Annotated in this window: 19 protein-coding genes; 12 read left to right on the top strand and 7 right to left on the bottom strand. The window is 70.0% G+C overall.

Translation table 11 applies throughout. The annotated features are described in order from the left end of the window. Window positions 1-12 precede the first annotated feature (12 nt). The 5 genes from AQJ91_RS17230 to fdhD are packed head-to-tail and all read left to right on the top strand — an operon-like array spanning window position 13 to window position 6,469. Window positions 13-984, top strand: coding sequence for a 2-dehydropantoate 2-reductase (locus tag AQJ91_RS17230; RefSeq protein WP_067021982.1), 972 nt, complete (start codon window positions 13-15; stop codon window positions 982-984). A gap of 17 nt (window positions 985-1,001) precedes the next feature. After that, on the top strand, window positions 1,002-2,927 hold the full coding sequence (locus AQJ91_RS17225) for a molybdopterin oxidoreductase family protein (RefSeq protein WP_067021981.1): 1,926 nt from the start codon (window positions 1,002-1,004) through the stop codon (window positions 2,925-2,927). Between the two features lie 5 nt (window positions 2,928-2,932). Continuing rightward, window positions 2,933-4,756, top strand: a complete 1,824-nt coding sequence (locus AQJ91_RS17220) for an NAD(P)H-dependent oxidoreductase subunit E (protein ID WP_067021979.1) — start codon at window positions 2,933-2,935, stop codon at window positions 4,754-4,756. Continuing rightward, entirely contained in the window at window positions 4,753-5,613 is an 861-nt protein-coding gene (locus AQJ91_RS17215; RefSeq protein ID WP_067021977.1) for a 2Fe-2S iron-sulfur cluster-binding protein, read from the top strand. Before AQJ91_RS17220 ends, AQJ91_RS17215 begins: the two co-directional genes overlap by 4 nt. Before the next feature lie 7 nt (window positions 5,614-5,620). Next, a complete protein-coding gene (fdhD, locus tag AQJ91_RS17210) occupies window positions 5,621-6,469 on the top strand; it encodes a formate dehydrogenase accessory sulfurtransferase FdhD (RefSeq protein WP_067021975.1) in 849 nt (282 codons plus the stop codon). A 162-nt stretch (window positions 6,470-6,631) separates the two neighbouring features. Here fdhD and AQJ91_RS17205 read toward each other — a convergent pair whose 3' ends face one another. After that, a complete protein-coding gene (locus AQJ91_RS17205; protein WP_067021974.1) occupies window positions 6,632-7,159 on the bottom strand; it encodes an isochorismatase family protein in 528 nt (175 codons plus the stop codon). A 190-nt stretch (window positions 7,160-7,349) separates the two neighbouring features. On the opposite strand from AQJ91_RS17205, the gene AQJ91_RS17200 reads away from it, so the two are divergent. Together AQJ91_RS17200 and AQJ91_RS17195 are read left to right on the top strand one after the other, a co-directional pair. Further along, window positions 7,350-9,263 (top strand): sialidase family protein, encoded by a 1,914-nt coding sequence (locus AQJ91_RS17200; RefSeq protein ID WP_067021972.1) that lies wholly within the window; start codon window positions 7,350-7,352, stop codon window positions 9,261-9,263. Between the two features lie 10 nt (window positions 9,264-9,273). Continuing rightward, window positions 9,274-10,503: a DUF4185 domain-containing protein gene (locus AQJ91_RS17195; protein WP_067021970.1), complete on the top strand. Its 1,230-nt coding sequence runs from the start codon at window positions 9,274-9,276 to the stop codon at window positions 10,501-10,503. Here the strand turns inward: AQJ91_RS17195 and AQJ91_RS17190 are convergent. Then, window positions 10,439-11,452, bottom strand: coding sequence for a bile acid:sodium symporter family protein (locus AQJ91_RS17190; protein ID WP_067021968.1), 1,014 nt, complete (start codon window positions 11,450-11,452; stop codon window positions 10,439-10,441). The two genes, AQJ91_RS17195 and AQJ91_RS17190, sit on opposite strands and share 65 nt — an antisense overlap. Before the next feature lie 160 nt (window positions 11,453-11,612). On the opposite strand from AQJ91_RS17190, the gene AQJ91_RS17185 reads away from it, so the two are divergent. From AQJ91_RS17185 to AQJ91_RS17175, 3 genes are all read left to right on the top strand, one after another. Continuing rightward, window positions 11,613-12,491, top strand: a complete 879-nt coding sequence (locus AQJ91_RS17185) for a LysR substrate-binding domain-containing protein (RefSeq protein ID WP_067021966.1) — start codon at window positions 11,613-11,615, stop codon at window positions 12,489-12,491. A 308-nt stretch (window positions 12,492-12,799) separates the two neighbouring features. After that, window positions 12,800-14,626, top strand: a complete 1,827-nt coding sequence (locus tag AQJ91_RS17180; RefSeq protein ID WP_067021964.1) for an AMP-dependent synthetase/ligase — start codon at window positions 12,800-12,802, stop codon at window positions 14,624-14,626. Between the two features lie 104 nt (window positions 14,627-14,730). Continuing rightward, the gene (locus AQJ91_RS17175) at window positions 14,731-15,567 is read left to right on the top strand and encodes an aldo/keto reductase (RefSeq protein ID WP_067021962.1); all 837 of its coding nucleotides are present in this window, start codon (window positions 14,731-14,733) and stop codon (window positions 15,565-15,567) included. 121 nt (window positions 15,568-15,688) lie between these two features. Here the strand turns inward: AQJ91_RS17175 and AQJ91_RS17170 are convergent, their stop codons facing one another. After that, window positions 15,689-16,300, bottom strand: coding sequence for a hypothetical protein (locus AQJ91_RS17170; protein ID WP_067021960.1), 612 nt, complete (start codon window positions 16,298-16,300; stop codon window positions 15,689-15,691). A gap of 186 nt (window positions 16,301-16,486) precedes the next feature. On the opposite strand from AQJ91_RS17170, the gene AQJ91_RS17165 reads away from it, so the two are divergent. After that, on the top strand, window positions 16,487-17,182 hold the full coding sequence (locus tag AQJ91_RS17165; protein WP_079085017.1) for a glycoside hydrolase family 75 protein: 696 nt from the start codon (window positions 16,487-16,489) through the stop codon (window positions 17,180-17,182). Window positions 17,183-17,195: 13 nt separating this feature from the next. Here AQJ91_RS17165 and AQJ91_RS17160 read toward each other — a convergent pair whose 3' ends face one another. From AQJ91_RS17160 to AQJ91_RS17145, 4 genes are all read right to left on the bottom strand, one after another. Further along, window positions 17,196-17,564, bottom strand: coding sequence for an SDR family oxidoreductase (locus AQJ91_RS17160; protein ID WP_234382442.1), 369 nt, complete (start codon window positions 17,562-17,564; stop codon window positions 17,196-17,198). Between the two features lie 95 nt (window positions 17,565-17,659). Then, complete coding sequence (locus AQJ91_RS17155) at window positions 17,660-18,544, bottom strand: class I SAM-dependent methyltransferase (RefSeq protein ID WP_067021956.1); 885 nt, start codon at window positions 18,542-18,544, stop codon at window positions 17,660-17,662. Window positions 18,545-18,701: 157 nt separating this feature from the next. Further along, window positions 18,702-20,417, bottom strand: coding sequence for a glycoside hydrolase family 6 protein (locus AQJ91_RS17150; RefSeq protein ID WP_067021954.1), 1,716 nt, complete (start codon window positions 20,415-20,417; stop codon window positions 18,702-18,704). Between the two features lie 42 nt (window positions 20,418-20,459). Next, entirely contained in the window at window positions 20,460-21,965 is a 1,506-nt protein-coding gene (locus tag AQJ91_RS17145; RefSeq protein WP_079085016.1) for a cellulose binding domain-containing protein, read from the bottom strand. A 268-nt stretch (window positions 21,966-22,233) separates the two neighbouring features. Between AQJ91_RS17145 and AQJ91_RS17140 the strand changes: the two genes are divergently transcribed. Then, the gene (locus tag AQJ91_RS17140; RefSeq protein ID WP_067021952.1) at window positions 22,234-25,149 is read left to right on the top strand and encodes a glycoside hydrolase family 48 protein; all 2,916 of its coding nucleotides are present in this window, start codon (window positions 22,234-22,236) and stop codon (window positions 25,147-25,149) included. Window positions 25,150-25,154: the final 5 nt, after the last annotated feature.

Here is a 25,154-nt window from a genome sequence, read left to right as displayed (position 1 = left end):
GAGCTCCCTCATATGAAAGTCGCAGTCCTCGGCGCCGGTGCGATCGGCGCCTACGTCGGCGCCGCGCTCCACCGCGCGGGCGCCGACGTGCATCTCGTCGCCCGTGGACCGCATCTGGCGGCCATGAGGCAGCACGGAGTACGGGTGCTCAGCCCGCGCGGCGACTTCACGGCCCGCGCGCACGCCACCGACGACCCGGCCGAGATCGGCCCGGTCGACTACGTCTTCCTCGGCCTCAAGGCCAACTCGTACGCGGCGTGCGGGCCGCTGATCGAGCCTCTGCTGCACGACAGCACGGCGGTGGTGGCCGCCCAGAACGGCATCCCCTGGTGGTACTTCCACCGGCACGGCGGCCCCTACGACGGCCACCGCATCGAAAGCGTGGACCCGGACGGCGCGGTCAGTGCGGTGCTCGCGCCCGAACGGGCCGTCGGGTGTGTCGTCTACGCGGCGACCGAACTCGAAGACCCTGGTGTCGTACGGCACTTGGAAGGAACCCGGTTCTCGGTCGGCGAGCCCGACCGCAGCGTCTCGGCGCGCTGTCTGGCGTTCAGCGAGGCCATGCAGGCCGGCGGTCTCAAGTGCCCGGTCGAGCCCGACGTACGGGGCGACATCTGGGTCAAGCTGCTCGGCAACATCTCCTTCAACCCGATCAGCGCGCTGGCCCGCGCGACCATGCGGCAGATGTGCCTGCACGGCGGCACCCGCAAGGTCATCGAGATCATGATGGCCGAAACGCTGACGGTCGCCGGGGCCGTCGGCTGCGAGGTCGGCGTCTCCATCGAACGCCGTCTCGCGGGCGCCGAACGCGTCGGCGACCACCGCACCTCCACGCTCCAGGACCTGGAGCGCGGCAAACCGCTCGAACTCGACGTACTCCTCGCGGCCGTCGTCGAGTTGGCGGAGATCACCGGCGTGGAGGTGCCCACCCTGCGCACCGTGCACGCCATCTCGGACCTGCTCGCACTGAGGAGCGCCGCATGAACTCTGGGGAACCTCGTATGAGGAAACGCGACCGAACCCCGAAGACCTACACCCGGCTCACCCACCCCCTGGTCCGCGACTCGCGCAACGAGCGATTCCGGGAGGCGAGTTGGGACGAGGCGCTGGACCGGGCGGCCCAAGGGCTCGAGGCGGCGCGCGGCGCGTTCGGGATGTTCTCCTGCGCCCGCGCGACCAACGAGATGAACTTCGTGGCGCAGAAGTTCGCCCGGGTCGTCATGGGCACCAACAACGTCGACTCCTGCAACCGGACCTGCCACGCCCCGAGCGTCGCCGGCCTGTCCGCGGCCTTCGGGTCCGGCGGCGGCACGTCGTCGTACGAGGAGATCGAGCACACCGACGTCATCGTGATGTGGGGCTCCAACGCCCGCTTCGCACACCCGATCTTCTTCCAGCACGTGCTCAAGGGGATCAGGAACGGCGCCCGGATGTACGCCGTCGACCCGCGCCGCACCTCCACCGCCGAGTGGGCGGAGAGCTGGCTCGGCCTCAACGTCGGCACGGACATCCCGATGGCACACGCGATCGGCCGCGAGATCATCCACGCGGGCCTGGCCAACGAGGCGTTCATCGAGCGGGCGACGTCCGGCTTCGAGGAGTACCGGGCGCTGGTCGAGCCGTGGACGCTGTCGCTCGCCGAGAAGGTGACGGGCGTACCGGCCGCCGCCATACGGGAGTTGGCGCACGCCTACGCCCGGGCCGAGCGGGCCCAGCTGTGCTGGACCCTCGGCATCACCGAGCACCACAACGGCACCGACAACGTCCGCGCGCTGATCAACCTCTCCCTGCTGACCGGGCATGTGGGGCGCTACGGCTCGGGGTTGCAGCCCCTGCGCGGCCAGAACAACGTGCAGGGCGGCGGCGACATGGGCGCCATCCCGAACCGCCTCCCCGGCTTCCAGGACATCCTCGACGCCGAGGCCCGGCTGAAGTTCGAGTCGGCCTGGGACACCGTCATCCAGCCGCACTACGGGCTGAACCTGACGGAGATGTTCGAGGCGATGGAGGAGGGCACGCTCAGGGCCGTCTACTGCATCGGCGAGAACCCGGCGCAGTCGGAGGCGGACAGCGAGCAGGCGGTACGGCGGCTCCGGGCGCTGGACTTCCTCGTCGTACAGGACATCTTCCTCACCAAGACCGCCGAGCTGGCGGACGTCGTCCTGCCCGCGACCGCCGGCTGGGCGGAGACCGACGGCACCACCACCAACAGCGAGCGGCGGGTTCAGCGGGTACGGCGTGCGGTCACGCCGCCCGGTGAGGCGCGCGAGGACATCGACATCCTCTGTGATCTGGCGGCACGCCTCGGGCACGAGTGGAAGTACGCCGACTCCGAGACCGTGTGGAACGAGCTGCGGTCGGTGTCGCCGGACCACTACGGGATGACGTACGAACGCCTGGCGGAGCACCAGGGCATCCAGTGGCCGTGCCCGAGCACGGACGAGCTCGAACCGACCTATTTGCACGGCCGGTTGTGGGAGACGGACCCGGCGCGGCGCGGGCTGCCGGCGCCCTTCGGGATCGTGCAGCACGATCCGCCCGTGGACCTGACGGACGAGGAGTTCCCGATCCGGCTCACCACCGGCAGGCGGCTCGACTCGTACAACACCGGTGTGCAGAGCGGGGGTCTTGCGTCCCCGCTGCGGCGCGGCGAGTACCTCGAGCTGTGCCCGGAGGACGCGGAACGGTACGGGGTCGTGGTCGGCGAGGAGGTCCAGGTGGCCTCGCGGCGCGGGTCGGTGGTCGCGCCCGTGTGGATCGACACCGCGCTGCGGCCCGGGCTCGCCTTCATGACCATGCACTTTCCCGACGAGGTGGACACCAACCAGCTGACGATCGAGGCCAATTGCCCGATCGCGGGGACGGCGGAGTTCAAGGCGTCGGCGATCCGCATCGAGAAGCTCCCGGTCGCGACCTACGTGAGGTGACGCAAGTGGACCTGCACTTCGGCGACAGCAAACCGACGGACGACGAACGGGCCGCCGTGGACGCCCTGTTGGGCCCCCCGGAGTCCTCCTGGGAGGGCGCCGACCGCTCCGACGCCGACCTGAGGTGGGCCCGCGGCGGACGCGCGGCCCGGGACCGCCGCGACCTGCTGCTGCCGGGGCTGCACGCCCTCAACGACCGGGTCGGCTGGATCAGCGAGGGCGCCCTCGACTACCTGTGCCGGCGGCTGACGGTGCCGCCGGCGGAGGCGTACGGGGTGGCCACCTTCTACGCGATGTTCTCCGTCAAGCCCCGGCCGGCGAACGTGCTCCACGTGTGCACGGACCTCGCGTGCGCGGCCGCCGGGGCGTCGGAGCTGTGCGCCGGGATCGAGGCGAAACTGGGCCTCGGCAGCGGGGTCTCGGTCGAGCGCAGCCCGTGCCTGGGCCTGTGCGAACGTGCCCCGGCCGCGCTCGCGGTCAAGGCGGGAGATCCGGTGCGTACGGCGGTGTCGGCGCCGGCGACCGTACGGGATGCCGTGCTCGCCGCGAGCGCACCCGACTCGGCGCCCGAGGAGCCGCCCGCGGCGATGGCGGTGCCCCAGGCGGGGGACCCGTCGCTGGCCCTGCTGCGCCGCGTCGGCGTCGTCGACCCCGCGTCGCTGGACGACTACCGCGCCCACGGCGGCTACACCGCGCTGCGCCGGGCCTTCGAGCTCGGTCCCGCCGGGGTCATCCGCGAGGTGACCGACTCGGGCCTGGTCGGGCGTGGCGGCGCCGCCTTCCCCACCGGCCGCAAGTGGCAGGCCACGGCGTCCCAGCCCGACCATCCGCACTACCTGGTGTGCAACGCCGACGAGTCCGAGCCGGGCACCTTCAAGGACCGCGTGATCATGGAGGGCGACCCGTACGCGCTGGTCGAGGCGATGACCATCGCGGCGTATGCGATCGGTGCGCATACGGGATACATCTACCTGCGTGGCGAATATCCGCGGGCGATACATCGTATGCAATATGCTGTCGACCAGGCGCGCGCCCGTGGTCTGCTCGGCGACGACGTCCTCGGCCAGGGCTACGCCTTCGACATCGAGATCCGGCGGGGCGCCGGGGCGTACATCTGCGGCGAGGAGACCGCTCTGTTCAACTCCATCGAGGGCTACCGGGGCGAGCCGCGCTCGAAGCCGCCGTTCCCCGTGGAGAAGGGCCTGTTCGGCAAGCCGACGGTCGAGAACAACGTCGAGACGCTGGTCAACGTACTGCCGATCCTGACGATGGGCGCACCGGCGTACGCGGCGATCGGCACGGGCAGGTCGACCGGACCGAAGCTGTTCTGTGTGTCGGGGAGTGTGGAGCGGCCCGGGACCTACGAGCTGCCGTTCGGGGCGACGCTGGGCGAGTTGCTGGAGCTGGCCGGAGTCCGCGACGGTCTGCGGGCCGTACTCCTCGGCGGCGCCGCGGGCGGCTTCGTACGGCCCGACGAGACGCACATCCCGCTCACCTTCGAAGGCACCCGGGAGGCGGGGACCACACTCGGCTCGGGCGTCGTCATGGCCTTCGACGACACCGTGCCACTGCCTCGACTGCTGCTGCGCATCGCGAAGTTCTTCCGGGACGAGTCGTGCGGACAGTGTGTGCCGTGCCGGGTCGGGACCGTGCGGCAGGAGGAGGCTCTGCACCGGATCGCGGAGCGCACGGGTGCCGCCGCGGCCGACGACATCGCCCTGCTCAGGGAGGTCGGCCGCGCGATGCGGGACGCCTCGATCTGCGGTCTGGGACAGACCGCGTGGAACGCCGTGGAATCCGCCATCGACCGTCTGGGGGCGTACGAATGACCGTGACACCGCTGGGGATCCCGCGCCGGCTGCTGGAGTTCACGATCGACGGGGAACCGGCCCGGGTCCCCGAGGGCTCCACGATCCTCGACGCCTGCCGGGCCGCCGGGAAGGACATCCCGACCCTGTGCCAGGGCGACACGCTCACCCCCAAGAACGCCTGTCGGGTCTGCGTCGTCGAGGTCGAGGGCTCCCGCACTCTCGTCCCGGCCTGCTCCCGGAAGGCGGAGCCCGGCATGGAGGTGCGGACCGACACCGAGCGCGCCCGGCACAGCCGCAAGATCGTCCTCGAACTGCTCGCCTCCTCGGTCGACCTGTCCACGACACCGCAGGTGGCCGGATGGCTCAAGGAGTACGAGGCGAAGCCGGACCGTTTCGGCCCGGACGCGGCCCGCCTCGACGAGGAGCCGAAGGTCGACAACGACCTGTATGTACGCGACTACGACAAGTGCATCCTCTGCTACAAGTGCGTGGACGCCTGTGGCGACCAGTGGCAGAACACCTTCGCGATCTCCATCGCGGGTCGTGGCTTCGGCGCCCGGATCGCGGTCGAGCACGACGCTCCGCTGACCGACTCGGCGTGCGTGTACTGCGGGAACTGCATCGAGGTGTGCCCGACGGGGGCGCTGTCGTTCAAGTCGGAGTTCGACATGCGGGCGGCGGGTACGTGGGACGAGTCGGCACAGACGGAGACGACGACCGTGTGCGCGTACTGCGGAGTGGGCTGCAACCTCACTCTGCACGTGCAGGACAATGAGATCGTGAAGGTCACCTCGCCGCACGACAACCCGGTGACCCACGGCAATCTCTGCATCAAGGGCCGTTTCGGCTACCAGCACGTACAGAACCGGGACTGATGGGGACATGGGACGAGTCACGGAACGACGCAAGGTGATCCGCATCCGGGACGGGGCGGTCTCCACCCGCCCGGACACGCTCGTCGCCGAGGAGCCACTGGAGATCCGGCTGAACGGCAAGCCGCTGGCGATCACCATGCGGACGCCGGGGGACGACTTCGCGCTGGCGGCCGGTTTCCTGGTCAGCGAGGGTGTACTGGCTAACGCATACGATCTGCAGAACATCGTCTACTGCGCGGGGGCGACGGTCGACGGCTCGAACTCCTACAACGTGGTCGACGTGAAGACGGCCCCCGGGGTGGCGATCCCCGACATCACGCTCGAGCGCAACGTCTACACGACCTCGTCCTGCGGCCTGTGCGGGAAGGCGAGTCTCGACGCGGTCCGTACGACGACCCGCTGGCCCATCGCCGACACTCCCCCGGTCCGCGTCGAGCCCGAGCTGCTCGCGAGCCTCCCCGACCGGCTGCGCGCGAGCCAGCGGGTCTTCGACCGGACCGGGGGCCTGCACGCGGCGGCCCTGTTCACCGAGGACGGCGAGCTCCTCGACATCCGGGAGGACGTGGGCCGGCACAACGCGGTCGACAAGCTGGTGGGCCGCGCCCTGCAGAACGGGAACCTGCCGCTGTCCCGCACCGTCCTGCTGGTGTCGGGCCGGGCCTCCTTCGAGCTGGCGCAGAAGGCCGTGATGGCGGGCATCCCGGTCCTGGCCGCGGTGTCGGCGCCCTCGTCACTCGCGGTGGACCTGGCCGCGGAGACCGGGCTGACGCTGGTGGGCTTCCTGCGGGGCAGCTCCATGAACGTGTACGCGGGCGAACACCGGCTCGCCCTGCGGACCGCGGCCGCCCAGGGCTGACCGGCTTCCCGCGTCACGGCGGCGGGGCCCCGACCGGCGGGGAGCGCCCCCTGCGCCGCAGGGGCCCCGCTGGCATGGCTCGGTCACCTACGGGCGCTCTGTGCCGGTGGTCTTGGGACAGTGCGGTTGGTGGGCCTGTGACCTGCGATGGTTTGGCGTTGCTCAGCCCCTTGTGAATTCCACCTCCGCCGCCCTCACCACCGACCCCAGCCGCGGAAAGTCGAGCCGCACCGACGCCTCGTGCTCGGCGGCCGTGAACGCGGTCATGGCGTCCTCGACGAAGATGAGGTCGTAGCCGAGGTCGCCGGCGGCGCGGGCGGTGGACTCGACGCCGAGGTTGGTGGCGATGCCGCCGAACACCAGGGTGCCGACGCCGCGTTCGCGGAGGCGGTCGTCCAGGCCGGTGCCCTGGAAGCCGCCGATCGTCCGCTTCACGATCTCCAAGTCGCCGTCCGTCAGCAGGCCTTGGACCAGTCCGCTGCCGGGCGGCTGTTCGACGACGCCGGGGCGTTCGACCCGGACGAGGACGACGAGGGCTCCTGCCGTGCGGAACGCGGCCGCCAACTCCGCGGAGACGGTGTGGACTTCGCTGCCCTTGCGAGGTTCGAGCGGCAGGCCGACGATGCGGTCCATCAGGTCGACGAGGACGAGGGCGGTGCACGCGGGATCCAGTGCGAGAGGTGCGGTCATAACGGAACGTTAGCCGCCAGCCCGTGCGGTGATCGAGGCACGGGAGCAAGAGAGGGAAAGTACTACTCCATCCGTGACAGGACACGTGCACGGCGCTTGTGAGGTGTGCGAGAGCCCAACTAACGTCTGGGGGGCGCACGTTGGACGTGGGATGTCCGAATGTCCAGATGGATGAAAGGCAGACCGCACGATGCCTCCAAGAGTTCGCGCACGTCTGAGATCAGCTCTCGTCGCGGCCGTCGCCACACTGGCGACGGCCGTGTCACTGAGTCCCGCGCAGTCCCGCCCTGCCACCGATCCCCCGCCGTTCGAGCAGCAGGTCCTCTTCCGCGCCGACCAGGACCCCGGCTACGCCTGTTTCCGCATCCCGGCGATCGTGAAGTCCACGGACGGCACACTGCTCGCGTTCGCCGAGGGCCGGGTCCTCAACTGCGGTGACGCCGCCGACATAGACATCGTCCTCAAGCGGTCGACCGACGGCGGCCGCACCTGGGGCCCGCTCCAGGTCGTCAACGAGGGCGACGGCGACACGCACGGAAACCCGGCACCGATCGTGGACCGCGAGACGGGCCGGATCCTGCTCGCCGAGACGTACAACACGGGCCGTACGGACAGCGGCGGTTGCTCCGTGCCCTGCGACCGCACCCCGCATCTGCAGTACAGCGACGACGACGGGCTGACCTGGTCCGAGCCGCGCGATCTGAGCGACGAGATCCTGCCCGCGCACTGGAACTCCTGGTACGCCACCGGCCCCGTGCACGGCATCCAGCTCACCCGCGGCAAGCACGCCGGCCGACTCGTCTTCGGCGTCAACACCGAGACGTGGGACGGCAGTCGGATCAGCGCCAACCACGCGGCCCTCATCGTCAGCGACGACGGCGGCGACCACTGGCGGATCGGCGCGACCGACTCCTGGCCCATCGCCGACGACGGCACCTTCCGGCAGAAGCCGTCCGAGGTCACCCTCACCGAACGCACCGACGGCACCCTTCTCATCAGCGGCCGCGAACAGGACGGCACCGATCTCGGCCACCGCAGCCAGACGTACAGCCGCGACGGCGGCGACAGCTTCGTCTCGCCCTTCCGGGACCTCCCGGACCTCTACACGCCCCAGGTCCAGGGCTCCACGCTCCGCCTGGGCAACCGCATCCTGCTGGCCTGCCCCGGCGACCCCGACCGCCGCCGCACCATGATGGTCCGCTCCTCCCACGACGGCGGCCGCACCTGGGACAGCGTGGACCGCGGCACGGTCGTCACCACGGACTGGTCGGGCTACTCCGACATGATGGCCATCGACGGGCACACCGTGGGCCTGATGTACGAGGGCGGCGCCGTCGACGCGCGCGACGAGATCCGCTTCGCCCGCTTCACCGAGGACTGGCTGCAGCCCCGCCGCGGCCCCGACCCGACCACCCCCGACCTCGCACCGCAGACACCCCGCGCGGCCGTCCTCGGCGGCGCCGAGCAGACCGACGGCGTCTTCGACGGCGCCCTGGAGTTCGACGGCACCGACGACGCCGTACGCCTGCCGTACCGTGCCCAACTCCCGCTCGGCTCAAAGGACTTCACGGCATCACTGTGGTTCCGCTACTCGGCCACGACCGGCGAGCAGCCGTTCCTGTGGATGGGCGGCATCGGCAGCACCCAGCCGCAGATCTGGCTGCGCGGCGAACCCGCGAACAACCGGGTGCGCGCCCTGATCACCACCCGGGAGGGCGCGCGGACGGTACGCACGGCGTCCGTGAGCACCACCGGCGCCCACAACGACGGCCAGTGGCACCATCTGGCGCTGCGCCGCGGCGACGGCGAGCTCATGCTGTTCCTCGACGGTACGGCGGTCACGACCGCGGACGTGGCCGGCTCGGTCAGCCGCAACTCCCCGTTCGGCGTGCACATCGGCCAGCGCATGGACAGCCGGGCCTTCTTCACCGGCGCGATCGACGACGTCCAGGTATGGGACCGGGCACTCGGCACCGAGGAGTTGACCGGCCTGCGCACCGAAAGCACCGGAAACACGGAAACCACCGCAAGCACCGCCGGCACCGGCCGGACGCGCGGCACCGTCCTGTGGCTGCCCATGGACCGGGTGAGCGCGGGCCACTAACGTCCCGGGCGTGCCCGACGACACACGAGCACGACAGCGCACGGGAACCGGGGTCGGCCTGCTGCTGGCCCTGGTTCTCGGGGCCGTGCTGCTTACCGCGCTCCCGGACGACGGTGAACAGGATGGCGCCGACTGCATACCGCATACCGTCAGCGAGTGGTCGACCGACGACAACCTCACCGCCGAGTTCGCCCGCTACGGTGACGACGCCACCCGCACCGACGACTGGACCGGCGGCGACGGCACCCACTCGGTACGCCTCCCCGACGGCCGGATCCTGTGGCTGTTCTCCGACACCTACCTCGGCCAGGTGTACGCCCCGCCCAACCCGGCCGGCGAGTCCTTCGCCTGGCGGGACACGACGGCCCCGCTGGTCCGCAACTCGGCCGTGGTGATGAGCCCCGACGGCAAGCGCTTGCTCTCCACGCTCCCCGCCCCCCTCCTCCCCGACCCGGCCCCGAACCAGTGGCGCTGGCCGGTCGCGGCCCGCGTCGAGCCCCGCTCCCCCGGCTCGACCGAGCAGGTCCTGCGGGTACTGCTCTGGGTGCGCACCGCCGGGGCCGCCCCGTGGATCTACGGCGTGCCCACCGCCACCGAGGTCGCCACCCTCACCCTGCCCGACCTGCGGGTGGAGTCGGTCGTCAAGGTGCTGGACCAGCAGCTGGTCCCGGACCCGTCCCGGAGGGTCCTGTTCGGGACGACGCTCGTCGAGGACGGCGACTGGACGTACGTCTTCGGCGGCGACGACGGGCAGGCCGCGTCCCGGCCCGCCTCACGGGCGTACGTGGCACGCGTGCCGCGGGGCAGGCTCGGGGAGCCGGCCGCCTGGCAGTACTGGAACGGCTCCCGGTGGACGGCGTCCGGCCCGCGCCCGGTGCTCGGGGACGGGCGGCGCACCGGGGTGGGCAGCGCGTTCTCGGTGGTGCGCACGGACGGCACGTACGTGCTGTTCACGATGGCCGCGGGCACCAAGGGCCTGACCACCGTGACGTCGTACTGGGCCTGCTCCCCCACCGGCCCGTGGCACGGCCCGACGAGGGACTTCAGCCCTGCCCTCCCCCAGGGCCAGGTCGCCGCGTACAACCCGCAGGCGCACCCCGAACTGAGCGACGGCGGACGGCTGGTGGTGAGCTACGACGTCAACTGGCTGGAGCCGGGCGGTGCCGCGGCACAGCTCAACCGGAACGTGTCCCTGTACCGACCGCGGTTCGTGACGCTGCGGCTGACGCCGGAGGAGTGAGCGGCTCCTGCGGGTCGCGGGCGCGGCGTTTGGCGATCACCGCGCACACCATCAGCTGCATCTGGTGGAAGAGCATCAGCGGCAGCACGGCCAGCGAGGCGTGCGCGCCGAACAGGACGCTCGCCATGGGCAGTCCGGAGGCCAGGGACTTCTTCGAGCCGGCGAACTGGATCGCGATGCGGTCCTCGCGGCTGAAGCGGAGCGCCTTGGCGCCGTACCAGGTCAGGGCGAGCATCACGGCCAGCAGTACGGCCTCGACGGCGAGCAGTCCGGCCAGCCGGGCGGGGCTCACCTGGTGCCAGATGCCCTGGACCATGCCCTCGCTGAACGCGGTGTAGACGACCAGCAGGATCGAGCCGCGGTCGACGAGGCCGAGGACCTTCTTGTGCCGCGCGACGAAGCCGCCGATCCAGCGGCGCAGCAGCTGCCCGGCGAGGAACGGCGCCAGCAGCTGCAGCACGATCTTGACGAGGGAGTCGGCGGAGAAGCCGCCCCCGCTGTTGCCGAGCAGACTGGCCGCCAGCAGCGGCGTGATGACGATGCCGATCAGCGAGGAGAAGGAGCCGGCGCAGATCGCGGCGGGCACGTTGCCGCGGGCCATCGAGGTGAAGGCGATCGACGACTGGATGGTCGACGGGACCAGGGTGAGGAACAGCAGACCCTGGTAGAGGGGGTGCGTCAGCAGCACCGGGACGAGTCCGCGCGCGGCCAGGCCCAGCAGTGGGAACAGGACGAAGGTGCAGGCCAGCACGGTGACGTGGAGCCGCCAGTGCTTCAGCCCGTCCAGTGCCGCACGGGTGGACAGCCGGGCGCCGTAGAGGAAGAAGAGGAACGCGATCGCAGCCGTGGAGGCGCCGGAGGCCACGTCGGAGGCCGTGCCGCGCGCCGGGAGCAGTGCCGCGAGGCCCACCGTCCCGAGCAGCAGCAGGATGTACGGATCGATCGGCATCCAACTCGGCCATCGCAGGCGTTTCACTGTGCTCCACTACTTCGCTGTACGTCCGGTTCCGGGGCACGATCGTGCCCTCTCCATCGTCCTCCGGAGTCGCGCGATCGGGAATCCGGCATACCACTCTGACTGTCATCACGTTCCGCGATAACCTGAAGGCGTGTACGACCCGTCCCACCTGCGTACGTTCCTGGCGGTGGCGCAGACGCTGAGTTTCACGCAGGCCGCCCGGCGGCTCGGACTGCGTCAGTCGACCGTGAGCCAGCATGTGCGGCGGCTGGAGGATTCGACCGGCCGGCAGCTGTTCACCCGGGACACCCACTCCGTGGAGCTGACGGAGGACGGCGAGGCGATGCTCGGCTTCGCCCGCCGGATCCTGGAGGTGCACGAGCAGGCGACGGCGTTCTTCACCGGCACCCGGCTGCGCGGCCGGCTCCGCTTCGGCGCGTCGGAGGACTTCGTGCTGACCCGGCTGCCGGAGATCCTGGAGGGGTTCCGCCACGATCACCCCGAGGTCGACCTGGAGCTGACGGTCGAGCTGTCCGGCACGCTGCACGAGCAACTGGCCGCGGGAAAGCTGGACCTGGTGCTGGCCAAGCGGCGCCCCGAGGACCCGCGGGGCGAACTGGTCTGGCACGACCGCCTGGTGTGGATCGGCGCGGAACGGCTCCGCCTGGAGGCCGACCGCCCGGTGCCGCTGATCGTGTTCCCGCCGCCGGGCATCACCCGGGCCCTCGCCCTGGAGGCGCTGGAGCGGCAAGGGCGGGAGTGGCGGATCGCGTGCACCAGCGGCAGCCTCAACGGGCTGATCGCGGCGGCACGGGCGGGCCTCGGCGTGATGGCGCACTCACGGGGTCTGATCCCGCCGGGTCTGGTCCGCGTCCCCGACCGCTCCGGCCTCCCGGAACTCGGCCGCGTCGACTTCGTCCTGGTCCACGGCACCCGCCGTACGACCGCCCAGGGCGCGGCGGACGCCCTGGCGGCGGCGATCCTGGCGGGCGGCGACCGCCTGCACCGGCGTCAGCGTGGCGGGCGATGACAGAGTGACGATTTCGGCCATGGGGACGCTGACAGAGGAGAGGACAGCGTCCCGCGGCCGACCGCACCGCCGGGGGCCCGCGCCGCGTGATCGGTTCGTACAGATTCGGTGGAGATTACGGGTCCGAAACTTACGCAACCGTCGGTTTTCTGTCCGACCCTTCCCCATGTGAGCGCATTTTCCGGCGCTGACCAGTGCATACCTGAGCAGCGCTCGATTTCCGCCCCCCTCCCGCCCCGTCGGTGGGTGGGGTAGCTTTCACGGCGCCGTGCGGAGCGAACCAATGCAACAGGAGCGGGGAGCGGGGTTTGCGCGAGTTCACCAACCCTCCGTTGGCGTTGGCACCACCGGTGGGCGGCCTGGCCGACGTCGTCTTCGAACATGCCCAGGGAGACCCGCTGTACGTCGCCCTCGGCCGCAAGGACGAGGAAGGGCAGTGGCGGGACGTCACCGCCGCCGAGTTCCGGGACGAGGTCCTCGCCCTCGCCAAGGGCCTCCTCGCCCGGGGTATCCGATTCGGCGACCGGGTCGCCATCATGTCCCGCACCCGCTACGAGTGGACCCTCTTCGACTTCGCGCTCTGGACCATCGGTGCCCAGGTGGTGCCGATCTACCCCACCTCCTCGGCCGAGCAGTGCTTCTGGATGCTGTACGACGCCGAGGTGTCGGCGGCGGTCGTGGAGCACGAGGACCACGCGATGACGATCGCCACCGTCATCGACCGGCTGCCCCGCATGCAGCAGCTGTGGCAGCTCGACGCGGGCGCCGTGCACGAGCTGTACGAGGCCGGCGCCCACCTGGACGACGAGCTGGCGCACCGGCACCGCCAGGCCGTCACCCCGGACTCCACCGCGACGATCATCTACACGTCGGGCACCACCGGCCGCCCCAAGGGCTGTCTCATCTCGCACGGCAACTTCATGTACGAGGCGGACACCGTCATCGAGCGCTGGGAGCCGGTGTTCCACTCCAAGAAGGGCGACGAGGCGGCGACCCTGCTGTTCCTGCCGCTCGCCCACGTCTTCGGGCGGATGGTGCAGGTCGCCGCGATCCGCGGCAAGGTCCGCTTCGGCCACCAGCCGCAGATGAACGCGGCCGCCCTGCTGCCCGACCTGGCCGCGTTCCGGCCGACGTTCTTCCTCGGAGTGCCGTACATCTTCGAGAAGGTCTTCAACGCCGCCCGCCGCAAGGCCGAGAAGGAGGGCCGGTCGGGCGCCTTCGAGAAGGCCGTCGAGGTCGCCGTGAAGTACGCGGACGCCCTGGAGGCCAAGGCCTGGGGCACCGGGCCCGGCCCGTCGGCGGGGCTGCGGATGCGGCACCAGGTCTTCGACAAGCTCGTCTACGCCAAGATGCGGGCGGCGATGGGCGGGCGCATCCGGCAGGCGATGACCGGCGGCTCGGCGATGGACCGGCGGCTCGGCCTGTTCTTCGCGGGCGCCGGCGTGCACATCTACGAGGGCTACGGTCTCACCGAGTCCACGGCGGCCGCCACCGCCAACCCGCCCGGCCGCACCCGATACGGCACGGTCGGCCAGCCCATCCCCGGCATGACCGTGCACATCGCGGACGACGGCGAGATCTGGCTGCGCGGCGCCAACATCTTCCACGGCTACCTCAACAACCAGAAGGCCACCGACGAGACCCTGCACGACGGCTGGCTCGCCACCGGCGACCTCGGTTCGCTGGACGAGGACGGCTTCCTCACCATCACCGGCCGCAAGAAGGAGATCCTGGTCACTTCCGGCGGCAAGAGTGTTTCGCCCGGGGTGCTGGAGGAACGCGTCCGGGACCACCCGCTGGTCGCCCAGTGCATCGTCGTGGGCAACGACCGCCCGTACATCGCCGCGCTCGTCACCCTCGACCAGGAGGCCGTCGAACACTGGCTGACGATGCGTGACAAACCGCGGCTGTCGCCCGCCCAGCTGGTCCGCGACCCGGACCTGGAGGCGGAGGTGCGGCGTGCGGTGGTCGCCGCCAACACCCTTGTCTCGCAGGCCGAGTCGATCCGTACGTTCCGTATTCTCGCCCAGCCCTTCACCGAGGAACACGGTCTGCTGACGCCGTCGCTGAAACTGAAGCGAAAGGCGATCGAAAACGCCTACGCCAACGAGGTCGAGGCGCTGTACCGGGCCTGACTCCGATCCGTTCCGGCGGATTCTCCGGTCAGGAATGCACGGCGGCTCGTGATCGTTGACGATGGGAAGTACCACCTGACGACAACCGTAAGGATCAAGAGCTCGTGAGCAGCAAGGTCCCCCCGATCATCCTCAACAACGGCGTCGAGATGCCCCAGCTGGGCTTCGGCGTCTGGCAGGTGCCGGACGACGAGGCGGAGCAGGCGGTCGGCACGGCGCTGGAGGCCGGGTACCGCAGCATCGACACAGCGGCGATCTACGGCAACGAGGAAGGCACCGGCAAGGCCATCGCCGCCGCCGGCCTCCCCCGCGAGGACATTTTCGTCACCACCAAGCTCTGGAACAGCGACCAGGGGTACGACTCCACACTGCGCGCCTTCGACACCTCGCTGACCAAGCTCGGCCTGGAGTACGTCGACCTGTATCTCATCCACTGGCCGCTGCCGTCCAAGGACCGGTACGTCGACACCTACAAGGCGTTCGAGAGGCTCCACGCCGACGGCCGTGTCCGTGCGATCGGCGTCTCCAACTTCCTTCCGGAGCACCTGCGGCGGCTGATCGGCGAGACGTCGGTCATCCCCGCGGTCAACCAGATCGAGCTGCACCCGCACCTCCAGCAGCACGCCTCCCGCGAGTACCACGCCGAGCAGGGCATCGCCACCGAGGCGTGGTCGCCGCTCGGCCAGGGCAAGGGCCTTCTCGAGGTCCCGGCGATCGTCGCCATCGCCCAGAAGCACGGGCGTTCGCCGGCCCAGATCGTGCTGCGCTGGCACCTCCAGCTCGGCAACGTCGTGATCCCGAAGTCCGTGACGCCGTCCCGGATCAAGGAGAACATCGAGGTGTTCGACTTCAGCCTGGACACCGAGGACCTGGCGGCGATCAGCGCGCTGAACGAGGACCGGCGGATCGGCCCGGACCCGGCCACGTTCGACATGGGCTGAGACCTTCGACATGGACTGAGACCCGTTCCGGTACGACGATCCGCCCGCCGCTCGGGCAGCTGGGCGGCGGGCGGACGCGTACGGAGGGCCGGTCCGGCGGCCAACTCCCGTGCAGGACGGCTCAGTCGCCGCGCACGTCGGAGAAGACGACCTCGAACTCCTCCAGCCCGGTCACCGTCGCATGTGCCTTGGCCGCGCCTTCGTGCCGGACTCCCGCGGCGCCTGCGCGGGACGCCTGCAGAGACGCCTGGTCGACGAAGATCACGCCGACCAGCCCGCGCCCCCGCTCCCGGTCGACCAGCAGAGACGTCCTGGCCACCCCCTGGAGGGTGTCGATCCTGGGCAGCACCGTCGCCCGGAGCGTGTCGGCGAGCAGGTCCGCGTCCGCCGGGTCGAACTCCAGCCGGGTGAGCCGCAGTCCGCCTCCCGCCTGCGGTTGCCGGACGGGATGGAAGACCGCCACCTCGTAGTTGTCGACCGCCAGCGTCGCCGCGAACGGCTCCAGGAGCGCCGCGCGCCGCTCGCGCAACACCTCGTCGCTGTTGCGTCTGGCCTCCTCCGACTCCCACCAGCTCGCCGCCAGCAGCTTGCCGACCTCCCGGTCCACGAAGACACCCGCTCCGCGATAACCCGGACGCTCTTCCAGCAGCTCTCGCCCCTGCGAGTTCATTGCCCTGACAGCCGTGTCGATCTTCGCGGGATCGCCGGTCGCGTAAACGGCACGTACGAACATGACACCTCCAAGAAAGCCTGGGCACATATCCGAAATTTTCCGAATGTCCAGTCTTCTACTGGTGCCATGACGCCGCAATCGACCCAGAAGGCCCGAGTTCATCGCAACGGGCTTGACGCGACCATGCAGAGAGGCCACCTTGTACGACAGCCATAAGGAAACTTTCCTAACAGGAGGGTCCCCACAGTGCGCGTGCGACCACTGACCCTCACCGCGGCCTGCGGAGCCGCGCTGCTCGCCGCCGGCCTGCCCCCCACGGCCGCTTCCGGCACCCCACACCCGACATCGCCCCAGGAAGGCACGGTCAGCGCGGCCGATCTGCTGGCCGAGGTGACGTCCTGCTCGCAGATCTCGAACGGCAGGTACCGCACCGACGCGGACAGCCCGGCCATAATCCCCGTCTGCGGCAAGAACGGCGCCGTCTTCTGGAAGGCCGACATGGACATCGACTGCGACGGCCAGCGCACCGCCAAGTGCAACGAGAACACCGACCCCTGGTACCAGGACGACACAGCGTTCCATCAGTCCGACGGCAAGCCGCTACGGTCCGACACGCTCCCCTACGTCGTCGTCCCCAGCGTCAGCGGCACCTGGGACTACACCGCCGCCGGTATCAGGGGCGGCGGTGTGGTCGCGGTCGTCCACAACAACCAGGTCCAGTACGCGGTCGTCGGCGACACCGGACCCGCGAAGATCATCGGCGAGGCCTCGTACGCCACCGCCGAGGCCCTCGGCATCGACCCCGACCCGGCCACGGGCGGCGCCGAGTCCGGCGTGACGTACATCCTGTTCCGGAACTCCCGTGCCTCCCCCATCGAGAGCCACGACGCGGCGGTCTCACTGGGCGACCGGCTGGCACGGGAGTTCATCCGGAACAACTGAGAGCGGGGGCTGGTCAGTTGGGCTGTCCGAGCGGCCGTACGACGACGGTGTTGATGTCGACACCTTCGGGCTGCCGGACGGCCCACACGACCGAGTCGGCGATCTGGTCGGCGGTCAGCAGCTGCCCCGGCGGCGGGCTGCCGTTGCCGTCCCAGAACGGGGTCTCCACCCGGCCGGGCGCGATCAGCGTCACGCCGACGCCCCAGTCGGTGACCTGCCGCCGGGTGTTCTCGGCGAGGCCGGTGTACGCGGCCGCGTTGCCGACCAGCGTCAGCAGCCCGTCGGGCTTGCCGAGCTCCTCGGCGAAGCCCCGCAGCCGGGCCTCGCCGCGGCCGGTGACCGCGACCCGGTGGCCGGCGTCGAGCAGCCGACGGCCATCCATGGACACGGTGTATGCAGTAGGCACCGCGCATGCAGCGAGCATCGCGTATGCAGTGGACACCGTGCATGCGGTAGCCCGCATACACGGCCCATCCGTCAGCCCGTACGCACAGCCGTGTAGACCGTCTGCGCCGCCAGCACGAAAACGTCCGGCCGGTGGTGCACGCTCGCCTTGTCGTCCGGGTCCAGCAGCCGGTCGAGCGTCGCCCGGTCGTCCGCGTCGAGGTGATCGCCGATGGCCTCGCGGATGCGGGTCAGATGGGCGGCGATGTAGGCGCGGGCCCGGTCCGGGGTCGGGGCGGGCAGGTCGAGGAGGAAGCTGCGGGTGCCGCTGGGGCGGAGGCCGGCCGCGGCCAGCAGGGCCGGCCAGTCCTCCGTCTCGGTGACGGAGCCGGGCAGGTCGGCCCGCATCTGTGCGAACCAGTCGGCCTCCACCGCGTCGAGCCGCGCCTCCAGGCCGGGGCGCCCGAAGCCGATGTCACGGGGCAGGAAGCGGGTGGGCAGGCCGCCCTCCTGCAGGGCCAGGGTGCCGCCGGGGGCGAGCCGGGCGGCAAACGCGCTGAGGGCGGCGCGCTGGTCGCCGAGGTGGTGCAGGCTGCGGCCGGCCCACAGCAGATCCGCGGGATAGTCCAAGTCGTCGAGGATGTAGGAGAGTTCACCGGCGAGGGTGCCGAAGCGGTCGGCGACGCCGAGCCGCTCGGCGCGTGCCTGGGCGCGTTCCAGCAAGGGCTCGCTGCCGTCGACCGCGACGACCCGGGCGCCCGGGAAGGTCTCGGCGAGCAGACAGGCGATGACGCCGGGTCCGCTGCCGGCATCGACGATCAGCCCCGGATCGGTCTGCTTCTTGCCCAGCCAGGACATGGCCCGCTCGTACAGGGGCGTGAACAGCTCCGCCTGGGCTTCCAGCAGCGGGGCCATCTCGTTCCAGTCGATGTCGGTGTGCTCGTGGTGATCGTGACCGTGATGGTGGTGGTGCGCCATGGTGTTCAGCCTCTCGTCCGCGTGCGGCCAGCGTGCGCCGACGCACCGGGATGAGGCCACCACTGTTGCCACGACAGCAAAAAACAGGCGGTGGAATGCGCCAGCCGCCGGGGCCCGCCCCGGGAGGAGGGCTGGACCCCGGCGGGGGGGCGGCTGCTTATGACAGCGGCGGGTACGCGTTCTGCATCAGCTGCTGGAACTGCGCGGAGAACCAGTGGCCGGATATCGGCGCGTTGGGCAGGGCGCCGGACAGGTTGTTGCCGTTGCGCGGGTTGCCCGTGTAGGTCGGGTCGCACATGCGGTCGAAGCCCTTGCCCTCGTCGTTGTCGATGGCCTGGCTCGAACCGTCGGACTCACCCGGCGGCTTCATCCACACGTACGCGTCGATCCCGGTCGCGGGGCTGGCCTGCGGGCGCTCGCCGAGGCCGGCGCCGGACTGGTTGCACCAGTTGCCGACATGGATCCGGCGGTCGTAGCGGCCGCCGTTGACGTAGGTGTCGACGTCCGTCATCGCACCGGGGCCGGCGGGCCGGGCGCTGCCGCCCCAGCCGTTGCGGGAGGTGTCGATCAGCATGCCGATGCCGGCGTTGAAGCCGGTCGTGACCAGCTGGTTGCGGAACGCCTGGGCGAACGACAGCTCGTCGACGTACCGGTTCCAGTCCACCCACGCGGACTCGCGGACGGACTTGCCGGCCACGGAGTCACCGATGGCGAAGTTGTTCTCCTTCAGGGCGCTGTAGTTGGCCGTGTTGGTGATGAAGCCGTGGACGTCGTTGACGGTGGCGCCCTCAGAGGTGGCCGCCTCCTTCATCACGGTGGCGCTGGCGGCGAAGTTGTCGTCCCAGCCGATCCAGCCGTGGTGACCGGCGTCGACGTAGTTGTAGACGTTGGACACGTCACCGAGCTTGTTGAGGGCGTAGCCGACGCCCTTCTGGTAGTTGCCGTTGGCCTTCATCACGTCGCACTCGGGGGTGGCCGTCGGGCGGCTGCCGGTGTTGGTGACGAGGTTGGGCAGCGAGTCGATCTCGATGGTGGTGACGATCCGCAGGTCGGCGTACTTGGGGTCGGCGAGGATCGCGGCGATCGGGTCGATGTACTCCGTCTTGTACCGGTCGATCTCCGTCGGGCCGAGCTCGCCGTTGGAGGCGAGGGCGGCGCAGTCCCGGCCGGGCAGGTTGTAGATGACGAGCTGGACGGCGAGTTCGCCGGAGCCCTTCTGGGTCAGGGCCTCGTCGAGGTGGTCACGCAGGCCCATACCGCCGTTGACGCCGTTGATGGCGGCGGTCCGGTCGAGCCAGACGCCGGTGGGCTGGCTGGAGATACGGCTGCCGCCCGGCTCGGCGGCGGCCTTCTCGGACCACTCGGGGTTCACGTACACCTTGGCGCCGGAGTACGGGTTGTCGACCTTGGGACCGGTGGGGTCGGGATCCGGGTCCGGATCGGTGGAGCCGCCGTCGTCGACGTTGCAGGTCACGCCGTCGAGGGTGAAGGTGGCGGGGAGCGCGTTGGTGCCGCTGTAGGTGCCCTGGAAGCCGAAGCTCGCCGAACCGCCGGTGGCGAGCGTGCCGTTGTAGGACTCGTTGGTGGCGGTGACGGCGGTGCCGCTCTGGCTGATCCTGGCGTTCCAGCCGCTGGTGACCTGCTGGTTTCCGGCGTACGACCACTTCACCGACCAACCCGACTTGGCGGCCCCGTTGTTGGTGACCGTCACGGCGGCGGTGAAGCCGGTGTCCCACTGGTTCTGCACCTTGTAGTCCACGGTGCAGGGCACGGCCGCCACGCCGATCGCGTCGGGATCCGCGGCGAGCGCGGTCCCCGAGGCGCCGGCGACCAGCGCCAGGGCGGCGATTATCGCTGTTCTGGTACGACTCATGAGTGCGGGTTTCCTTGTCCTTCGCGGGTGTTGGTTACGAGGTCATCCGTCCAGGGAGCGCAGATGGTCGCGCAGCCCGATGCCGTACGCCGTGGGCGTACCGTCGTAGTCGGAGATCAGGGACGGCCCGGAGGAGCAGTCCCAGGTGTTCCAGGTCCAGCCGAGGTACGACAGGTCCCGGTCGTCGAACCACTTCATGACCTGGTCGACGAATCCGTGCGAGCAGGTGTTCTCACCGATCTCCCCGGCCACCAGCGGTACTTGGGCGGCCACGGGAGCGAGCGTGGAGTTCCAGCAGCTCTCGTTGGAGCAGCTGTTGAAGTTGTAGACGTGCCAGGCGGCGACGAGATTGCCCGCCGGGTCGGTGGGCCGGTACGTCAGCCACTGGCTGAGGTCGTTCGCGTACGCTAGCCCGCCGGCCAGGATCGGGTTGCGGGCGCCGGTGTCCCGTATGGAGTCGACGAGATCCTGCATACCGGCGACCTCGTACTCGATGCCGGGGCAGGTGCCGCCGTCCCGCCAGCACTGCCACGCCTGGGTGGTCGTGGCGGTGGCGCGGTCCGGGTAGGGCTCGTTGAACAGGTCGAAGACGACGGTCGGGTCGTCCTTGAAGGTGCTGGCGACCGATGCCCAGAACGCGGGGGTGTACTGCATGTTGGGCATCGGCTTCTGGCAGCTGGCGTGCACGTCGGAACAGCCGGCCGAGTTGCCGGTGTACTGGCCCCAGGACCAGTGGAGTTCGAGCATCGGCGTCATGCCGTGTGCCTTCACCCTGGACACCAGGTCCTTGACCGCGTTGATGTAGTTGGCGCCGGCGTACCGCGCGTCGATGTGGGACAGGCCGAGCCAGCACTCCTCGTTCAGGGGGATGCGGACGGTGTTGGCGTTCCAGTCGGCGATGGCCTGGACGGAGGCGTCGTCGACCGGCCCGTCGAAGATGCCGCGCCCCTGGACGCACATGAACTCGCCGCCGGAGCGGTTGACGCCGAGCAGGCGACGGGTGGTGCCGTCGGCGTCCACGAGATTGTTCCCGGCGACGTGCAGCACCGGCACCGCGTCGTCACCCGGGTCCGTCGGATCGGTCGGGCCCGTCGGATCGGTCGGCTCGGTCGGATCCGTGGGCGTCGGTTCGGTGTCGACGTTGCAGGTGGTGCCGTTGAGCCTGAACGCGGCCGGTACGGCGTTGCTCCCCGACCAGGAGGCGATGAACCCTGCGCTGACGCTCGCGCCGGTGCCGAGCGTGCCGTTCCAGCCCTCGTTGGTCGCGGTCACCGTCGTACCGGACTGGGACCACTTGGCGTTCCAGCCCTGGTCGATCTTCTGGCCACCGGCGAAGTCGAAGCCGAGGCGCCAACTGCTCACGGCCGCCGTGTTGTTGGTGATCTTCACGGCACCCTGGAAGCCGGTGTCCCACTGGCTGGTGACGGAGTACTCCACCGTGCAGGCGGGCATGGCTCCCTGCGCCGTGACGGCCGGGACGGTGACGGCCCCGACGAGGGCGACCGCACCGGCGACGGCTAAGAGTACTGAACGCGGGGGGTGTCGCATGAGCGACTCCTTGCAGATCAGGCGCGTCGTGACGGACGCGTCGACTGATGGAATCGCTCCCACTGGTGTCCATGAAGCTAGCGCCAAGTGACGGTAAAGAACAGGGGAGTCACTGACTTTCCCTCAACAGTTCGCATCGAATCTTTTCGACTCTTCAAGCACCTTGACCCCTTCCACCCTCGTCCTCACTATGGGAGCGCTCCCACTGGTTCAAGGCTTGTTGCTGCTCCGCCCCCACCTTCTCCGAGCCGCAAGGAGGAACCAGCACATGCACCCCAGAAGGAGACGCAGAGTCGCGCGGCGGTTCTGGACCGCCGTCGTGGCGGCGTTCGCCCTTCCCTTCACCATGTTGGGAACGGGCTCAACCACCGCACAGGCGGCGGCACTTCAGTGCAGCGTCGACTACAAGACCAATGACTGGGGCTCCGGCTTCACCGCTGACCTCACGATCACCAACCGTGGCACGGACGCCATCAGCGGCTGGACGCTGACGTACAGCTACGCGGGCAACCAGAAGCTCAGCAACGGCTGGAACGGGACCTGGTCCCAGTCCGGCCAGGCCGTCACGGTACAGAGCGCCTCGTACAACGGGGCGATCGCCGCCGGGGCCGCCGTGTCGACCGGCGCGCAGTTCACGTACAGCGGCGCGAACGCCGCGCCCACCGACTTCGCGATCAACGGCACCAGTTGTGTCGGCGCGCACCAGCCGCCCATCACCGTGCTGACCAGCCCCGCCGCGGGCGCGGTCTACACGCAGGGCGACGCCGTCCCGCTCGCGGCGACCGCCGCAGCCGCGGACGACGCGACGATCAGCAAGGTGGAGTTCTACGACGACACCACGCTGCTCGGCACCGACACCAGCGCCCCCTACACGCTGTCGGTCTCCAGCCTGTCCGCGGGCAACCACTCGCTGCTGGCGAAGGCGTACGACAGTCTGGGCGCGTCCGCGGAGTCGACCCCGGTCGGCATCACGGTCGCCTCGGGCCCGGCCGTCGTGGCCTCGGCGACCCAACTGGCCGTCCAGCAGGGCAAGACGGGCACGTACGAGGTGAGGCTGTCGACCCAGCCGTCCTCCGACGTCACCGTCAACACCACCCGCACCGGCGGCAATTCAGGTCTGTCCGTGACCGGTGGCGCCTCGCTCACCTTCACCCCGTCGAACTGGAACACCGCGCAGGAGGTGACCGTCGCCGCCGACTCCTCCGGCACCGGTGCGGCGACCTTCGAGTCGTCGGCCAACGGCCATGCGAAGGCCTCGGTCACGGTGACCCAGATCGCCGCGACGAAGGCGTACGACGGCCGTTTCCTGGAGCTGTACGGCAAGATCACCAACCCGGCGAACGGCTACTTCTCACCCGAGGGCATCCCCTACCACTCGGTCGAGACACTGATCGTCGAGGCGCCGGACCACGGCCACGAGACGACGTCGGAGGCGTACAGCTATCTGCTGTGGCTGCAGGCGATGTACGGCAAGGTGACCGGCGACTGGACGAAGTTCAACGGGGCCTGGGACATCATGGAGAAGTACATGATCCCGACCCACGCCGACCAGCCGACGAACTCCTTCTACAACGCCTCGAAGCCGGCGACGTACGCGCCCGAGCTCGACACCCCCAACGAGTACCCGGCGAAGCTCGACGCGGCGGTCTCGGTCGGCTCGGATCCGATAGCCGGTGAACTGAAGACTGCATACGGTACGGACGATGTCTACGGTATGCACTGGCTGCAGGACGTCGACAACGTCTACGGCTACGGCAACTCGCCCGGCAAGTGCGAGGCGGGCCCGTCGGACACCGGACCGTCGTACATCAACACCTTCCAGCGCGGCGCGCAGGAGTCGGTGTGGGAGACGGTGCCGCAGCCGACCTGCGACGCCTTCAAGTACGGCGGCACGAACGGGTACCTGGACCTGTTCACCGGTGACGCGTCGTACGCGAAGCAGTGGAAGTTCACCAACGCCCCGGACGCCGACGCGCGTGCGGTGCAGGCCGCCTACTGGGCGGACAAGTGGGCCGACGAGCAGGGCAAGGGCGGCGAGATCTCCGCGACCGTCGGCAAGGCCGCGAAGATGGGCGACTATCTGCGGTACTCCATGTACGACAAGTACTTCAAGAAGGTCGGGAACTGCGTCGGCGCCACCTCCTGCCCGGCCGGCACCGGCAAGGACGCCTCGCACTACCTGATGTCCTGGTACTACGCGTGGGGCGGGGCCACCGACACGTCGGCGGGCTGGGCCTGGCGCATCGGCTCCAGCCATGCGCACGGCGGCTACCAGAACCCCCTCGCCGCGTACGCGCTCAGCAGCTACGCCGACCTGAAGCCCAAGTCGGCGACGGGACAGGCGGACTGGGCCAAGTCCCTTGAGCGGCAGATGGAGTTCTACCGCTGGCTGCAGTCCGACGAGGGCGCGATCGCGGGCGGTGCGACCAACAGCTGGGCGGGCCGGTACGCGAGCCCGCCGGCCGGGAAGTCGACGTTCTACGGCATGTACTACGACCAGCAGCCCGTCTACCACGACCCGCCGTCCAACCAGTGGTTCGGCTTCCAGGCGTGGTCGATGGAGCGGGTGGCCGAGTACTACCAGCAGACGGGGAACGCCGCCGCGAAGGCGGTCCTCGACAAGTGGGTCGACTGGGCGCTGTCCGAGACCACGGTCAACCCGGACGGCACCTTCCGGATCCCGTCGACGCTCCAGTGGTCGGGCCAGCCCGACACCTGGAACGCCGCCGACCCGGGTGCCAACAGCGGCCTGCACGTCACCGTCGCCGACTACACCAACGATGTCGGGGTGGCGGCCGCGTACGCCAAGACCCTGACGTACTACGCCGACCGGTCCGGGGACACCGCGGCCGCGACGACGGCGAAGGCGCTCCTCGACGGCATGTGGAACAACTACCAGGACAGCCTGGGCATCGCCGTCCCGGAGACCCGCGCCGACTACAACCGGTTCGACGACGGGATCTACGTCCCGAGCGGCTGGACCGGGACCATGCCGAACGGCGACGCGATCAACTCGTCGTCGACCTTCGACTCGATCCGCTCGTTCTACGAGGACGACCCGGCCTGGTCGAAGATCGAGGCGTATCTGGCGGGCGGTGCCGCGCCGTCGTTCACGTACCACCGGTTCTGGGCTCAGGCGGACATCGCCTTGGCCATGGGTTCGTACGCGGAGCTTCTCGAATAGTCCCC

Origin of the sequence: Streptomyces dysideae, assembly GCF_001514305.1 — a bacterium.
GTDB classification, from domain to species: domain Bacteria; phylum Actinomycetota; class Actinomycetes; order Streptomycetales; family Streptomycetaceae; genus Streptomyces; species Streptomyces dysideae.
The sequence above is the reverse complement of the archived record's forward strand: the minus strand, read 5'-3'. Positions and strand labels throughout refer to the sequence as shown.